The organism is Kitasatospora kazusensis (assembly GCF_039529945.1).
Taxonomy (GTDB): domain Bacteria; phylum Actinomycetota; class Actinomycetes; order Streptomycetales; family Streptomycetaceae; genus Kitasatospora; species Kitasatospora kazusensis.
In genome coordinates, this window is sequence record NZ_BAAANT010000027.1 from 51,373 (window position 1) to 67,235 (window position 15,863).

Consider the following 15,863-nt stretch of genomic DNA (forward strand, 5'->3'; position numbering starts at 1 on the left):
TCAGGAGACGGTGATCCGGGTGGACAGCTCGATCCCCTCGCCGACCGGGAGGTCCACCGACACGTAGTCGCCGCCGGTGCGGACCCGGTCCAGGTACTCCGGCGGCAGCATCGAGAGGTTGTCGGCGAGCACCACCGTGCCGGGGTGCATCTTCGGTTCGAGCAGTTCCAGGACGGGCAGGCAGATGTCCTTCCACCCGTCGAGGAGGATCAGGTCGATCGGGCCGGGGACGGTGGCCAGCGTCTCGCGGGCGTCGCCCTCGCGGATCTCCACCAGGTCCGAAAGGCCCACTGCCGCAAGGTTCTTGCGGGCCTGGACCACCTTGGAGGCGCTGAGTTCGGAGCCGACGACGCTGCCGAATCCGTTGTCCCGGACACCGGCGGCGAGGTGGATCAGCGAGATGCCGAAGGAGGTGCCGAACTCCACCACGTGGGTCGGCCGCAGGGAGCGCACCAGCAGGTAGAGCAGCTCGCCGACGCGCGGCTGGACGGGCAGCAGCGCCTCCGCGACCAGCTCGACGGACTCCGTCAGCGACGGCGGGACGGCCCGCCCGGCGACACCGGCCAGCGCCCGGCCGACGATCGCGTCGTCCTGCTCGGAGGCCTGGTAGAGGGCGGCCAGCAGCTCGGCCACCTTCGGATCGTGCAGGCTGTTCGCCCCCTCGGTGCGGTCTGTGCTGCTGCGGCTCTCGTTCGCGGGCATGGCGGACTCCTGGAGTGGTCTGGGGGTGGGCGCTGGGCGGGGTGTTCAGGAGCCCGGGAGCAGGTCGCGCCGGAGGTAGCTCTGCGCGTTGTAGATCGTCCGGTCCGGGTCCTCGATGGCTCTGCGGCCGTGCATCACACGGGTGTTGTCGATCAGCACGACGTCCCCGTCCTGCCACTCGACGTCCTCGGTCACCTCGGCGGTGACCCGCTCCAGCTCGGCCAGCAGGCCGGCCGGCAGGCCGGTGCCGTCGGCGAAGGTGATCGTGGGTTTCTGGTAGTTGTACGAGGGGCCGAAGATGCTGTTGGCCCAGGAGAGCCGCGCCCCGAAGAGGGTGCCGTGCACGGCGGGGGTGCGGTACGCGTACGTGACGGAGCCGTCGGGCAGCGGTTCGACGACGGTGCTGCTCCGGCCGTCGGCGGGCCCGGAGGAGTCGACCAGTGCGGCGAAGTCGTCCGGCGTGATCTCCTCCGACGGCTTGGCGCCGCCGAGCTGGTGGAAGACGAAGGCCTTCCACTTCGGCTCCTCGACGTTGCGGCTGTAGACGATGTCCTGGGCGGCGAAGGCCGTCCTGGCCTCCGCACTGACGCCGTCCCAGACCCGGTAGCCGTCGCAGACGGTGGTCTGCGAGCCGCTCGACGCGGCCTTCTCGCAGAGGAACCAGGTGAGGTCGGGACGGAAGGGGCTGTTGCCGTTCTCCAGGTGCAGGCCCACCGCGTCGGTGCCGGCGTCGACCTTCTGTGCGACGTCGCCGCCGTGGAAGGAGCGGGCCGGGTCGAGGGTGACCCGGTCGGAGTGGCTCTTGACGAAGAGCGAGAACGCCTCCAGGTCGGGCCGGAAGCCGCGCAGTACCAGGAAGCCCGCCTCGGCGAGGAGTTCGACGACGTCCTCGGGCACCAGGTCGCCCAGCGAGTCCCGGCCGGGGGCGGGCAGCACCAGTCGGCCGGAGCCGCTTCCGTAGGGCCGCACGGTGGACATGCGCGCCTCCGTTCCGTTCCGTGGGTTCGCGGGCGTGCCGGCGGTGGCGGCAGAGGCCGTGGTCGTTGTGGTGGTGGCGGTGGTCGTTGTGGCAGTGGCCGTGGTGGTGCCGAGCTCGCCCGCGTGAATCGCCCGCTCGATCGCGGCCCGCATCGGGCGGCCGGTCACGGTGAAGAAGCGCTCGTACCAGGGCTCGTCGGCGGTGGCGAGGTGGAGCCGGCCGACCCGTTCCACCTCGGAGAGGTGCTCCCGGCCGAAGGCCTCGACGGCGGCGCGGGCCTGCTCCGGATCGGTGTCCGGCCGGATCACGAACAGGCCGTGCAGCACGTCCAGCCCGTTGCCGACCACGGCGAGCGCCTGGACGAACGGCAGCCGGGCGTACTGCGCCTCGACCCACTCCGGGGCGACGTTGCGGCCGGCCGAGGTGATGATGACGTTCTTCTTCCGGCCGGTGATCGTGACGAACCCGTCGGCGTCGATCTCGGCGAGGTCGCCGGTGTACAGCCAGCCGTCGATGACCGGGCAGCTGGTCGGGTCGTCGCGGGTGTAGCCGTCGAACAGCGAGGAGCTGTTGACCAGCAGTTCGCCGTCCTCGCCGAGCGCCACCCGGACGTGCGGCAGCGGTCGGCCGACCGTGCCGAACCGGCGGGCGCCGGGGGTGTTCCAGCTGACCACCGAGGAGTTCTCGGAGAGTCCGTAACCCTCGTAGACCGGCAGCCCGAGTTCGTCCAGCTCCCGCAGGGCGTCCGGGTGGACGGGCGCTCCGCCGCAGCAGACCAGCGGCACCTCGGAGGTCCCGAAGAGCGCCGGGGCGACCTCCTGCCCGGCCGCGCGGGCGGCCTTCGCGGCCGTCGCCAGTGCGCCGGCCAGCGCCGGGGTGGCGACCAGGGCGGTCGGCCGGGCGGCCCGCAGGTAGCCGAGGACGCCCTCGGAGGCGTCGGCGGCGGTGCCGACCAGGGCCGCCTGCTGGGGCAGCAGCGTGACGCAGCCGCCGTCCAGCAGCACCATGTAGAGGCCGGTCACCTGCTCGATCAGCAGACTGAACGGCACGGTGGACAGGTACCGGCGGAACGCCCCGGCGGGCATCACCGCGCTCAGCGAGCCGATCAGCGCGCCGATGCCGTTCGCCCGGATCCGGACGCCCTTGGGGCGCGAGGTGGTGCCGGAGGTGTGGATGACCTTGCAGATCCAGTCCGTCCCGGCGGGGGCGACGGAGTACGGGCGGCCCGCGGCGGCGGACAGCTCCGACAACTCGACGTCGACCACCGGGCAACCGGCCGGCAGCACCTGCTCCTGCCCCCACTCGGCGAGCCGGCGGCGGCCGGGCCCGTCGACCACCAGGACGTCGATCAACTCCAGCATCCCGGCGGCCTGTTCGCGGGTGAACGCGAGCGGCACCGGCACCTCGACGGCCCGGGCGGCGAGCAGCGCGAGGTCCGCCACCACGAATTCGGGGGTGTTGCCGCAGACCACGCCGACCCGGAGCCGGACGCCCCTGGACTGCCGCGCGGCCAGCCGGTCGGCGAACTCCCGGGCGGCCCGGGTGATCCGGCGGTAGCTGTACTCGGCGGCCGGCGCGCCGGTCACGTCGAGCACCTGGACCAGCGGGCGGTCCGTCTCGCCGTACGTCTGGAGGGCGTTCTCAACGTCCCGCACGGCCGGCCACCTCCTGGTGCTGCAGGCAGTCGGCGAGCAGCGTCACTTCCGGGTCGAGGAACGCGTACTTGCCGGTCGCGTCGGCGAAGAGCGTGGAGAGCACCCGCAGCGAGATCACACCGACCTGCGGCTTCTGCTCGTAGTAACTGCCCCAGGCCAGGCGCTCGCCCGGCTCCAGGCCGTCCGGTTCGGCGTCGCCGAGCGGGGCGAAGTCGATCCCGGCGCTGTCCAGGGCCTCCCGCAGGCCGGCGGTGGCCGTGCAGAGGATGTACTCCATGCCGAGGGTCCAGGCGATGACCGGCGTGATCTTGATCATTTCCTGGCCGGATCCGCGGCAGCAGCTGGCCAGGGCCCCGACCTCGATCACCCGGTCGCGGTCCACCGGCACGCCGAAGCGCTGCTCCAGCACGGCGTCGATCGGCGCGTCGAGGTAGCGCTCGGAGAAGAACGAGCCGCCGGTTCCGGGTGCGAGGCCGGCGCAGGCGATGACGTTGCCCTCCAGCTGCCCGACGATGAAGCGGTCGGGATCCGGCATCACCTGCGCCTCGTAGGTTCTCGCGTAGGTCTTTCTGACGAGGTCGGCGGCGGCCAGCCAGGGGGCCGAGCGCCGCCGCGCGATGCTTATCTTGAGCATGAGGTCTCCGCACGGAGTTCGGGGAGCCGCTGGGCCCAGGGCTGGGCGCGCTCCAGTTGCGCGGCGAGGCACAACAGGCCCGCCTCGTCGCCGAATCGTCCTGTGAAGTGCACGCCGACCGGGAGGCCCGCCGCTGTCCACTGCAGCGGCACCGACATGGCCGGCTGGCCGGTGAGGTTGGCCAACGGGGTCTCGTGGACGAACTCCACGGCCCGGGCCATCTGCTGGTCGGTCCCGCCCTGCGCGAAGCTGCCGAGCAGGGGGGCCGGCCCGGCGGTGGTGGGGGTCAGCAGGGCGTCGTAGTCCTCCTGGAAGCGGCCGAGGGTACGGGCCGCCTGCTGGAGCCGGATGACCGCGAGCAGGTAGTCGGCGGCGCTGACGGCGCGGCCCTGCTCGTACAGGCTCCAGGTCAGTTCCTCGAACAGCTCGGGCACCGGGGTGCGGCCGCTGAGCGCGCCGGCGGCGGTGATCGCGGAGGACACCCCGGCCGCCCAGACCACCAGGAACGGGTCGGCCAGGTCGGCGAAGCCCACCGAGGGCTCCGTCCACACGACCTGGTGGCCGAGCTCCGTGCAGAGCCGCGCCGTCCGTTCGACGGCCGCGACGCACTCCGGGTCCACCGGGCCGGCGGCCGGCGCGGTCGAGACGGCGATCCGCAGCGGCCGGGCGGGGTCGCGCAGGGTGGCGGCGAGGTAGGAGTCGGGAGCGGGCGGGGCCCAGTACGGGTCGCCGACCGCCGGGCCGGCCACCGCGTCGAGGACGGCGGCGCTGTCGCGGACCGACCGGGTCACCACGTGCTCGGAGGCCAGCCCGTTCATCAGGTCGCCGACCGAGGGGCCGAGCGGGGTCCGGGCCCGGGTCGGCTTCAGGCCGAACACACCGCAGGCGGCGGCAGGGATGCGGATCGAGCCGCCCGCGTCGTTGGCGTGCGCGATCGGCACCAGGCCGGCCGCGACGGCGGCCGCCGAGCCGCCGCTGGATCCGCCGGCGCTGCGCGTGCGGTCCCAGGGGTTGCGGGTGGGGCCGTGGAAGCGGGGTTCGGTGGTGGGCAGTACGCCGAACTCCGCGCTGTTGGTCTTGCCGAGCACCCGCAGACCGGCCCGGCGGAACCGCTCCACCAGTTCGCTGCCCGCGGCCGGCGTGTAGCCGGCCATGAAGGCCGAGCCGAGGGTCGCCTCGATGCCCGCGGCGGACGGCCCGAGGTCCTTGAGCAGGAAGGGCACGCCGTGCAGCGGTCCACCGGCCGGCTCCGGCCCGTCCGCGAGCTCGGCGAGGGCCTGCCCGAAGTGCGGGATGACGACGGCGTTGAGGTCGCCGTCCCAGGTCTCGATGCGCTCGACGGCCGCCTCGACGAGCTCACGCCCGGTCAGCTCGCCCTTGGCGACCAGCTCGGCCTGCGCGAGTCCGTCCAGACCGCGCAACTCCCCGGTACGGGGCATCTCTCGTCCCTTCCCCAGCAGTTGACGGTCTTGCGGTCGACGTGCCTTGTCATTGACGTGTCTTGCGGTAGCTGGCTTGCGGTGACTGGCTTGCAGTGACGGACGCGCGTCGGCGGCCGTGCGGGCCGGACGCACCGGTTTCCGCCGGGGCCCGGCCTGCGGGCGGCACCGTCCCGACGGGTCAGTCCCGGTCCACGCCGCGGGCTCCGGCCCCGCCCGCGACGGCCGGCCTGCGGGCGGCCGGTCCGGCGTGGCCGGCATCGGTGGACGCGGCCGGCGCAGGGGCCTGGGCAGGGGCCGCGGAGCCGAATGCCGACGCCCGCGGAATTCGCTCGGCGACGGTCCCGGAATATCTTCGTCTCATTTCCCGCCGCCCCTTCCGAGAAGGTGGTCCGCTGCGAACGGAAGGGACCGGAAAAGGTCCCGGTCAATCCTCCGAAGCCCACCTTGCACACCAACAATCGCGCGTCGAACTAGAGTTGGGGTAGAGCTATGATCCTTCGGGTCGGCGCACTGCCGGGAAGCGAAGGATCCTTTTGATGAAGAAACGTGACAACGAGGACAGTCCGGACGGAGGTGCGGGAGCCGGAGCGACGCCGTCGGTCCACACCGCGGATCCGGACCAGGGCTCCGTCGACGTCCAGCCTTCCGAAGTCGACAGCGGTCTTCACGCCATCGCGGCCGCCCTCGCGGACCTCTCGCGACGGGTCGCCGAAGAGGTCGCCCGGGAGGAGGCCGGACGGGCCGCCGAGGCCCGGTCCGAGGAGAGCCCCGAGGTCTTACCACCACCCGTCGGCGACACCCCGTACTTCACCGCCATATCCGGGCTCGCGCAGATCAACGACGCGATCCAGGAGACCCTGAACCATGCCGAACACGAGATCCTGACCGCCCAACCGGACGGCCCCAGACCCCAGTTGGTCCTGGACAACGCGCTGAGCGCGGTCCGCACCCGGATCGCGGCCGGCGTCCGGATGCGCACGCTCTACCAGCACAGCACCCGCTTCGACGAGGCCACCAAGCGCTACGTCCGGGAGGTGTCGAACTACGGGGTGCTCATCCGCACCCTGCCCGAGTTCTTCGACCGGCTGATCATCGTGGACCGCCGGGTCGTGTTCATACCGGCGACCTCGGACCGGACGACCGCGATCCGGGTCGAGGAGCCCGCCGTGGTCCGCTTCCTGGCCGACATCTTCGAGCGGGCCTGGGACCGCGCGGAGCCCTACCCGTTCCTGCCGGTACGCGCCGCCGAGGCCGCGCCCGAGGTCATCCCGGCCCTGCGGGACACCATCCGCCGGCTGCTCATCGAGGGGCGCTCCGACAAGGAGATCGCCCGTCGGCTCGGCATCAGCCTGCGCTCGCTGCAGGCCCACGTCGCGCACCTCAAGGACGAGTACCGGGCCCAGCACCGGCTCCAACTCGGCTACCTGATGGGGCTGGAGGAAGCCGCCCAGGAGCAGGACGAACCCTGACGAAGTGTCGGCCCGGCGCTGCCGCCGGGCCCGCCCGCACTGTTAGCGTTCCGCTGCCCGGCCGTCCCTGCCCCGGTCCGGCGCGGTGCCCCGAGCGGCCCGCCCCTCGGCTTCCGGCACCGGCCCGCAGGCCTCGCGTCCGCTGCGGCCCCGCGGGTCACGTGGGCCCCGTGGCCCCCGTGGGCCCCGTGGCCCCCGCGCCACCGGCGCGCCCCGCCGCGCACCGCCCAGCCGTCGGGCACCACCCCGTACCGCCCGCCATCCCGCCGTCCCGCCCTGCCGCCCGCACCCCGTGGTGCGGAGGCCCGCAGGCGGGAGAACCCTGCCCGGCCCCACCGAGAAAGGCGCCCCAGATGAACCGTCCGCGACTCCGCCCCGCCGTCACCGACGTCGGCCACCAGCCGGCCCGCCCGCCCGCCGCCGTGCCGGTGGCCCACCTGCTCTCGGCCAACGAGAACCCCTACCCGCCGCTGCCCTCGGTCCGGGAGGCGGTGCTCGCCGCCTCCGGCGATCTGCACCGCTACCCGGACATGGGTGTCACCGAACTCACCACGGCGATCGCCGACCGGTTCGGTGTTCCCCCGGAGCACGTGTCGACCGGCACCGGCTCGGTCGGCATCATCCGGCAGCTTCTGCAGGCGACCGCCACCGAAGATGACGAAGTCCTCTACGCCTGGCCGTCTTTCGAGGCCTATCCGCACCTCGCGAAAATAGCCGGAATTCGCTCCGTCCGGGTCCCGCTCAAGGATTACGTGCACGATCTCGACGCGATGGCCGGGGCCGTCACCGACCGGACCAGGCTGATCGTCGTGTGCAATCCGAACAACCCGACCGGCACCGTTGTCCGGCGCGCGGAACTGGAACGCTTTCTGGACCGCGTTCCCGGCGATGTCCTGGTGGTGCTGGACGAGGCGTACCGGGAATTCGTCCGCGACCCCGAGGTGCCGGACGGCATCGAGCTCTACCGCGACCGGCCGAACGTCGCCGTGCTGCGCACCTTCTCCAAGGCGTACGGGCTGGCCGGGCTGCGGGTCGGCTTCGCCGTCGCCCACGAGCCGGTGACGGCCGCGCTGCGGGCCTGCTCGGTGCCGTTCGGCATCAGCGGGATCGCGCAGACGGCGGCCGTCGCCTCGCTGCGGGCCGAGGGCGAACTCCTGGACCGGGTACAGACATTGGTCGGCGAGCGGGACCGGTTGCAGGCCGGGCTGCTCGACCTGGGCCTGCCGGTGCCGCCCACCCAGGCCAACTTCTGCTGGCTCCCGTTGGGCGAGCGGACCACCGCCTTCGCCGAGGCTTGCGCCGCCGTCGGCATCCAGGTCCGCGCCTTCGCCGGCGAGGGCGTCCGCATCACCGTCGGCACCCCCGAGGCCAACGACCTCGCTCTGGAGACCGCCGCCAAGTTCACCCGCGACTGAACACGCCAGTCCCCCGCGCCCCTGTCGTGGCGGCCCTCGCACAGGGCTCCACCGGCAGGGGCGCGGGGGCGTACCGCGCGGGGTGGCGGGTGCGCAGGCGCACCCGCCACCGCTCAGCCGACCGTGATCCGCAGATGCTTCCGCACGTGGTCCAGCGCCTCTTCCCGCTCCGCGGGCGAGGCCGCGTCGACCAGGACGTGCCCGAGCCGCGCGGAGGAGGAGGTGAGCGGGGTGACGACGTCCCCGACCTGCTTGCGCAGGCGGATCCGGGCCACGGCCGGGTGGGCGAGCGCCTCCTCGACGCCCTCGATCGCGCTGATCCGGCCGGGCTCGGCGGTCGGGAAGAAGGTCGCCGCGTACCGGACCGGGGCGTCGTTCAACAGCCCGTCCAGCGGCAGTCCGAGCGCGAGCCGCACGACCGCCTCGTACAGGTCGAAGCCGTAGGTGAGGCCGACGGCGTCCGCGAGGTAGTCCCCCGGGGTCCGGACGGCGATCTCCATCAGCGCCGGGCCCTCGGGGCCGAGCCGGAACTCCAGGTGGACCAGCCCGGTGCGCATCCCGATCGCGCCCAGCACGCCCCGGGTCAGCGCGCTGACCTGGTCGGCCGTCTCGCGGTCCTCGAACCGGTGGCCGATCCGGTGGCACAGCTCGACGAAGTACGGGGGCGGGGTGGTCTCCTTCGCGGTGAAGTTCTCGAACAGCACCTCGCCGTCGCGGACCAGTGCCTCCCAGCTGAACTCCGGTCCGAGGACGGCCTGTTCCACCAGCACCGTGCCCTCGCCGGTACGCCGGGCGATCAGTTCGGGGACGGCCTCCGCGTCCGTCACCAGCTCCACGCCCGAACTGCCGGACTGCGTCAGCGGCTTGACCACGACCGGGAGCCGCTCCAGCATCCACTCCCGGGCCCGGCCGACCTCGGCGGCGAGGAAGAACTCCGGCTGCGGCACCCCGTAGGCGGAGAAGCCGGTGCGCTGCAGCGCCTTGTTCCGGGAGACCACGGCGGCGTGCAGCGACGGGCCGGGCAGCCGGAGCCGGTCCTGCGCGAGCGCGCCGGCGATGACCTGCGGCTCGGCGAAGGCGAGCACACCGTCCGGGACGGCGTCGGCCAGTGCCTCGTTGACGCCCTGGTTCCAGGACTCCTCCGGGCCGCCGTCGACCCGGTAGTAGGTGATGCCGTCGTCGGCCGGGCGGCTGTCGTACGCCGCCGCGGCCTCCACCGCGCGGACGCGGACCCCGAGCCGGGCGGCGGCGTCCAGGTAGGGCCGGCCCATGGTGCCGACACCGACGATCAGGAGGTCCTTCATGAGGCTTGCCCTTCCGCGTTGACGAGGATCTGTGAGCGCGCGGCCGGCGGCTCGGCGGCCTGCCGCAACGCCCGGGTGAGCGGGGCGACCAGCAGGGCCGCGACGCAGAACACCCCGGCCAGGACGATCCAGCCGGCCGTTCCGGCGGCGATCACCCCGCCGGTGACGACGGCCGGGCCGACGATCCGCTGCCCGGTGCCGCCGAGGCTGAAGACGGACAGGTAGATGCCCTTGCCGTCCTCGGGCGCGAACTCGTAGCTCAGGTCCCAGCCGCCGACCGCCTGCCACATCTCGCCGAAGGTCAGCAGCACGCAGGCGCCCATCAGCACCGCGCCGCCCGCGAGCGCCGAGGACAGGCCGCCCGCGAGCGCCATCACCAGCGAGCTGGCGGCCAGCGCGAAGCCGCCGAGCCGCAGCGCCAGCGCGGCCCCGCCGTCCCGCTCGGCGACCTTGGAGACCGGCACCTGGAGCACGATGGACAGCACCGTGTTGGTCAGGATCAGCACCGGCACGAACCCGGCCGAGGCGCCGGTCGCCTGGAGCGCCCACAGCGGCAGGCCGACCGAGAGCAGCGTGATGTGCAGGCTCAGCACCCCGTTGAGGCCGCTGAGCAGCAGGTAGCGCCAGTCCCGGAAGCCCTTGATCGCCGTCAGCGGCCCGACCTTGCGCTGGACGGTGGCCGGCCCCGCCAGGCGCATCCGGCCGAGCAGGACCGCCGAGAGCACGAAGGCGGCGGCCGTGGCGAGCACCATGGAGCGGTACGCGACGGTGCTGCCGACGGCGAGCAGTGGTGCGGCGATCAGCGCGCCGGCCGAGAAGCCGACGTTGCGGACGGTCCGCACGATCGCCATCGTCCTGGTCCGGTCGGCGGCCTCGGTGGTGGCCGAGGCGACCGCCTGGCTCATCGGCTGGGTGGCGGCCTCGGCGGCCGCCAGGCAGGAGGAGACGACCACGAAGGCGGCCATGCTGTGCACGAAGGCGAGGGCGGCGAACCAGCCGGCCCGCCAGACGTACAGCCCGGTCAGGGTGCGCTGGGCGCCGAGCCGGTCGGCGAGCGCGCCGATCGGCACGGTGGCGAGGAAGCCGACGATGCCGGACACCGCCATGCCGAGGCCGACCTGTCCGGCCGAGAGGCCGACGGAGCGGATGAGGAAGATGGTGGCGCCGGTCAGGTAGAGGCCGGTGCCGATCGCGTTGATCAGCGAGGTGACGGCGAAGGTCCGTCCGGTGGAGGTGGCGGGCACGTAGTCCCGGACCGAGGGCAGCCTCACGAGGACGCCTCGCCGGTCCTGATCACGATCCGGCCGGCCGCCCGCTCGGCGTTGCGCATGGCGCCGCCGGCGCCGTCGCCGGTGGCGATGACGAACCCGGCCCGGTCCCAGGAGCTGGTGGCGGTGGCGCGGACGTGGGCGCCGGGTGCGACCGCGAGGTGCAGGTCCCGCACGCCGTCGCAGGCGCGGGCCTCGTCCACGCCGTCGATCCCCTCGACCACCCCGGTCGGGGCGGTCAGGAAGCGTACGGCGGCGCCGGTGACGGCGGTGTCGCGGACGGCGGGGGTCCGGCCGTCGAGCACCGTCAGCAGTTCGCGCAGGATGTGGGTGTCGTAGGCGAGGTCGATCAGCACGGTGATGCCGCCGCCGGGCAGCCGGCCCGCGCACTCGACCAGGTGCGGCTGGCCGCCGTCCAGGATCCACTCGGAGTGCAGGACGCCGGTCCGGAAGCCGGTGGACTTGACCAGCGCGGCCAGCGACTCGCCCAGCGCGTTGCGCAGGCACTCGGGCAGGTCGGCCGGGAGGGCGTGGCCGGTCTCGACGGGGTAGCGGGCGTCCTGGACGCTCTTGGCGGTGACGTTGAGGAAGTGGATCGTCCCGTTGGTGACGAGTGCCTCGACGCTGACCTCGGGTCCCCGCAGCCGCTGCTCGGCCAGGAAGCGGGCGGCGTCCGGGTACTGGGCGCGCAGGGTCGGCTCGTCGGCGCCGGTGGTGTGCGCCCAGGCGGCCTCGATGTCGTCGTCCGGGCCGAGCAGTTGCACGCCCAGACTGGCCTGCCGGTTGGCGGGCTTGAGCACGCACTCGCCGCCGTGCCGGGCCCGGAACTCCTCGACCTCGGCGGGGCCGGTGACCAGCGCCCAACCGGGCTGGGCGATGTCGGTGCCGTCGACGGCCGCGCGCAGCAGCGACTTGTCCCGCAGCACCCGGGCGGCGCCGAGCCCGGCGCCGGGCAGGTCCCAGGCGTCGGCGAGCGCGGCGGCCACCACCACGCCGTACTCGACCACCGGGACGACGACCCGCACGCCCGCCGGGCGCGGCAGCGCCTCGGCGACCCGGCCGGGGTTGGCCTCGTCCTGGCTGGGGGTGGGCAGCAGCGCGGCGACGCAGCGGTTGCCGGCGATCTGCTCGCGGATGCCGCGGGCCGCGATGACGGCGGGCTCCTCCAGCACCAGGACGGAGCCGGCGGGCAGCAGCTCGTCCAACTTGCCGAGCATGACCGGGCTGTAGCCGACCAGGACGTGCGTGACGCTGTCCGGTACGGCGGGGCCGGTGTGCACGGTGACGGCCTCGCGGACCCGTGCCTCCAGCTCGTCCAGCTCCCCGATGGTGGCCGCGTCGATGAACAGCGACACCGCCCGGTCCTCGGAGCTGTTGAGCTCGCCGAGCTCGGCGCCCCGGTCCTTGTGCACGAGGACGGCCCGCAGCGTGGGCGGCTCGTCGTCCTCGGTGCGGCCGATGTGCGGCCACAGGCCGGCCTCGCCGACCCACTGCGGCTGCGCGTCGAAGCCGTCGACCGTGACGTCCCGCAGGAAGCCGGGGGTGTGCTCCAGGTAGATCTGCCGCGCGAAGCGGGAGGGCATCGGGTAGAAGGCCGGCTCGCCGAGCGCGATCTTGATGATCTCCGGCTCCAGCGGCAGGCCGGTGGCCAGCTCGTAGAGCACGCAGATCCCGTCGCCCGGGGTCCGGGCCGCGATCTCCATCAGGTAGGGCGTGCCGCCCGGCCGGATCCGCCACTCGGCGTGCGCGATGCCGTCCTTGAAGCCGAGCTTCGCCAGCGCGAGCCGGTTGGCGTCGAGCAGCGCGGCCTCGGTGTCGGCCCGGTCGCTGGGCACCGAGTGCGAGAGCTCGACGAAGGTCAGGGCGTGCGAGTCGGTGGTGTCCTTGCGGGTCACCGAGGAGAAGACCAGCTGCCCGTCCTGGACGAGGCTCTCGACCGAGTACTCCTGGTCGGCGATCCGCTCCTCGACCAGCAGCGTCTCGTACGGCGGGTAGGTGGCCAGCTGGGCCCGGAGCGCTTCCTCGTCCTGGATCAGCGCGACGCCCGAACTGGAGTGCCGCCCGGTCGGCTTGACGACCACCGGGAAGGGCACGGCGGCGAGGTCGAGCCCGGCCCGCTCCTCCGGCGCGACGATCACCGACACCGGGCTGAACTCCGGCAGGTACCAGCGCTGGAGGTACTTGCTGCGGCAGGCCCGGGTGGCCCGCAGGCCGGGCCCGGGCAGGCCGAGCGCGTCGGCGAGCAGGCCGGTCGGCTCGACCTGGGTCTCGCCGGCCGCGTAGACGCCGGCTATGTGGTATTTCTCCCGCCATCTGCGGGCGGCGGATATCACGCCCGGCAGATAGGAGTTCTCTCTGGTGACGTCCCCGTCGACGAAGGCGAACTCGTCGATCGCGGAGGCCGGATGCGTCGGGTCCGCCTGGGCGGCCAGCGCCTCTTCACGGCAGTGGGACGGGGTGATCAGCAGGACCTTCAGGCCCCTGCGGGTCAACTCCGCGAGGTAGAGCGGCGTACGGCAGACCACCAGGAAGGACCCGGTGAGAACGAAGGCGTCCTGCTTCATGTCCCTATTCCTCAGAAAGACGCGGACCGTCCCCACCGAGATCTCGACGGGGACGGTCCGGGGGGCGGGTCAGTCGAAGTTGAGCTTTCCGGTGCGGGTGCGCTTCAGCTCGAAGAAGTCCGGGAAGTTCGCCAGCGCCCGGGCGCCGTCGAAGATCCGGACGGCCTGCTCGCCGCGCGGGATCGAGTTGAGGACGGGACCGAAGAAGGCCACCCCGTCGATGTGGATGGTCGGGGTGCCGACGTCGTCGCCGACCGGGTCCATCCCCTCGTGGTGGCTCCGGCGCAGCGCCTCGTCGTACTCCTCGCTGTCGGCGGCCGCCAGCAGCTCGGCGGGCAGGCCGAGTTCGGCCAGCACCTCGGCGGCGACGCCGAGGTAGTCGGTCTTCCGGCCGCCGTTGTGGATCCGGGTGCCCAGCGCGGTGTACAGCTCCGGGATCCGGTCCTCGTGCTGCTGCCAGGCGGCGGTGACGACGCGCGCCAGGGCGAGCGACCGGTCCACCATGTCGCGGTACCAGTCCGGCAGTTCACGGTCCTCGTTGAGCACGTACAGGCTCATCGGGAGGAACTTCAGGTCGAGCTCCTGGAGCTGCTGCACCTCCAGGATCCAGCGCGAGGTGATCCAGGCGAACGGGCAGGCCGCGTCGAAGTAGAAATCGACCTTGGCCGGCGAGTCAAGGGTTGTCATGACGGGAGTCCCTCCAGCGGGTTTCTCAGGGGTGGCCGCTCAGAACGCGGCCGCGAGGACCTTACCGGCACCGTCCTGGCTGTAGGTCTCCAAAGCGCTGTACTTCTCGCGGAGCTGACGCTTCAGCACCTTTCCGGTGACGCCGACCGGGAAGTCCGACTCGGCCTGGGCGATCTCCAGCAGCGCGAGCGCGGGGTGCCCGGCGGCGCGGAGCGCCTCGTTGGCGCGGGCGAGCAGCTTCGCGGGCTCGGCCACGGTGCCGCTGCTGGTGATCACGGCGACCGCGACGGAGGAGCCGTCGTGCCGGCCGGCCACCACGGCGGCGTCGGTGACGTCCGCGACGTCGTTGAGCAGGACCTCCTCCATGAACACCGAGTAGCCGGTGCCGTCGGCGGTCTCGATCGCGTCGACGGCGCGGTCCACCAGGAAGTGGTCGCCGTGCTCGTCGCGGTAGGCCATGTCGCCGGTCAGCCAGTAGCCGGACAGCGTGTAGCGGTAGGTGGTGTCGTGGTCGTTCCAGTAGCCGGGCGTGATGGCCGGGCCCTTGGCGCCCAGGAAGCCGATCTCGCCGTCACCCGCGATGGTGCCGTCCTTGCGCAGGATGACGACCTCGGCGACGCCCACCGGCTTGCCCGCGCAGCGGTCGTTGCGCTCGGTCTCCAGGGTGCGGATCTTCAGCAGCACGCCCCAGCCCAGCTCGGTGGTGCCGAGCCGGTCGAAGAACGCGGAGGGCTTCAGGCCGGGGCTGCGCCGGGACAGCACGCTGGTGATGTGCGCCTGGTGCACGGCGTCGCCGATCGAGGTCCAGACCGCGACCGAGTCCAGTGCGCCGTCCGGGAGGTCGAGCGCGTGCAGCTCGGCGTAGCCGTGCGCGAAGGACATCACCGAGGTCGGCTTGAACTTCTGCACGTCGGCGGCCAGTTCGGCGCCGCTGCGGTCGCGGAGCGCGACGATCGGGGTGCCGGCCAGCACCGCGTAGACGGTGTACGCGACGCAGCCCAGGTGCGACTGCGGCAGCGCCGTCATCATCATCGCGCCGGGGGTCTCGGTGTGGTCCACCAGCCGGAACTGCGGGCCGGCCACGATCGAGCGGTGGGTGTGGATGGTGGGCTTGGGGCGGCCGGTGGTGCCGGAGGAGTGCAGGATGACCACCGGGTCGGCGTCCACGTGGTGGAAGCGCGAGCTGTCGGCCAGCCGGGCGGCGGGCGGCGCCGGCAGCTCCTCCAGCGACTGGGTCCAGGCCAGGGTGGTCAGCTCGGCGAGGCCGTCGCCGAGTTCGTCGATCCGCGCCTGGTCGGCGTAGAGGCCGACCGGGCCGGTCTGCTCGATCAGCGAGGTGGCGATCGTCCGGGTGGCGTTGCTGTTGATCAGCACCGCGATGGCGCCGATCTGGGCCAGCGCGTAGAAGTGCACCGAGTACGCGATCGAGTCCTCGAACCAGACGGCGACCCGGTCGCGCGGCTGGACGCCCTGCGCCAGGTACCAGGCCGACCAGCTCTGGGCCAGCTGGTCGAGCTGGTTCAGGCTGAAGTCGTGCTGCTCGACGCCGTCGGTGTTGACCATCGGACGGTAGCTGTGGACGAACGGCAGCTCGGGGTGCGGGTTCGCGGCGATGGCGGAGCTGAGCAGGTTGCCGCCGCCCACGCCGAGGTCGGCGGCGAGCGCCGCACGCTGCTCCGGCGACAGGACGGTTGGGGCGAATTCCGACATGGCTGGGCCTTTCGGTGACGACGGACAGAAGTGG

The 15,863-nt window shown here is 72.9% G+C and carries 11 protein-coding genes; 2 read left to right on the forward strand and 9 right to left on the reverse strand.

What is annotated here, in order from left to right:
• The 4 genes from ABD330_RS21580 to ABD330_RS21595 are packed head-to-tail and all read right to left on the reverse strand — an operon-like array spanning position 1 to position 5,409.
• Complete coding sequence (locus ABD330_RS21580; protein ID WP_344467559.1) at positions 1–702, reverse strand: O-methyltransferase; 702 nt, start codon at positions 700–702, stop codon at positions 1–3.
• 45 nt (positions 703–747) lie between these two features.
• The gene (locus ABD330_RS21585; RefSeq protein ID WP_344467560.1) at positions 748–3,336 is read right to left on the reverse strand and encodes an AMP-binding protein; all 2,589 of its coding nucleotides are present in this window, start codon (positions 3,334–3,336) and stop codon (positions 748–750) included.
• Entirely contained in the window at positions 3,323–3,970 is a 648-nt protein-coding gene (locus tag ABD330_RS21590; protein ID WP_344467561.1) for a thermostable hemolysin, read from the reverse strand. Before ABD330_RS21590 ends, ABD330_RS21585 begins: the two co-directional genes overlap by 14 nt.
• Positions 3,958–5,409 carry an amidase gene (locus ABD330_RS21595; protein WP_344467563.1) on the reverse strand — a complete coding sequence of 484 codons (1,452 nt, stop codon included), beginning with the start codon at positions 5,407–5,409 and terminating at the stop codon, positions 3,958–3,960. The genes ABD330_RS21590 and ABD330_RS21595 overlap by 13 nt, the downstream gene beginning before the upstream one ends.
• Positions 5,410–5,948: 539 nt before the next feature.
• Between ABD330_RS21595 and ABD330_RS21600 the strand changes: the two genes are divergently transcribed.
• Positions 5,949–6,881 carry a LuxR family transcriptional regulator gene (locus ABD330_RS21600; RefSeq protein ID WP_344467565.1) on the forward strand — a complete coding sequence of 311 codons (933 nt, stop codon included), beginning with the start codon at positions 5,949–5,951 and terminating at the stop codon, positions 6,879–6,881.
• A gap of 353 nt (positions 6,882–7,234) precedes the next feature.
• Positions 7,235–8,296, forward strand: a complete 1,062-nt coding sequence (gene hisC, locus ABD330_RS21605; RefSeq protein WP_344467566.1) for a histidinol-phosphate transaminase — start codon at positions 7,235–7,237, stop codon at positions 8,294–8,296.
• Between the two features lie 113 nt (positions 8,297–8,409).
• Here hisC and ABD330_RS21610 read toward each other — a convergent pair whose 3' ends face one another.
• The 5 genes from ABD330_RS21610 to ABD330_RS21630 form a co-directional block, all read right to left on the reverse strand.
• On the reverse strand, positions 8,410–9,600 hold the full coding sequence (locus ABD330_RS21610; RefSeq protein ID WP_344467567.1) for an ATP-grasp domain-containing protein: 1,191 nt from the start codon (positions 9,598–9,600) through the stop codon (positions 8,410–8,412).
• Positions 9,597–10,871, reverse strand: coding sequence for an MFS transporter (locus ABD330_RS21615; protein ID WP_344467568.1), 1,275 nt, complete (start codon positions 10,869–10,871; stop codon positions 9,597–9,599). The genes ABD330_RS21610 and ABD330_RS21615 overlap by 4 nt, the downstream gene beginning before the upstream one ends.
• Positions 10,868–13,432: an ATP-grasp domain-containing protein gene (locus ABD330_RS21620; protein WP_344467569.1), complete on the reverse strand. Its 2,565-nt coding sequence runs from the start codon at positions 13,430–13,432 to the stop codon at positions 10,868–10,870. The genes ABD330_RS21615 and ABD330_RS21620 overlap by 4 nt, the downstream gene beginning before the upstream one ends.
• Positions 13,433–13,501: 69 nt before the next feature.
• On the reverse strand, positions 13,502–14,119 hold the full coding sequence (locus ABD330_RS21625; protein WP_344467570.1) for a mycothiol-dependent nitroreductase Rv2466c family protein: 618 nt from the start codon (positions 14,117–14,119) through the stop codon (positions 13,502–13,504).
• 39 nt (positions 14,120–14,158) lie between these two features.
• Positions 14,159–15,829 carry a class I adenylate-forming enzyme family protein gene (locus tag ABD330_RS21630; protein ID WP_344467571.1) on the reverse strand — a complete coding sequence of 557 codons (1,671 nt, stop codon included), beginning with the start codon at positions 15,827–15,829 and terminating at the stop codon, positions 14,159–14,161.
• Positions 15,830–15,863: the final 34 nt, after the last annotated feature.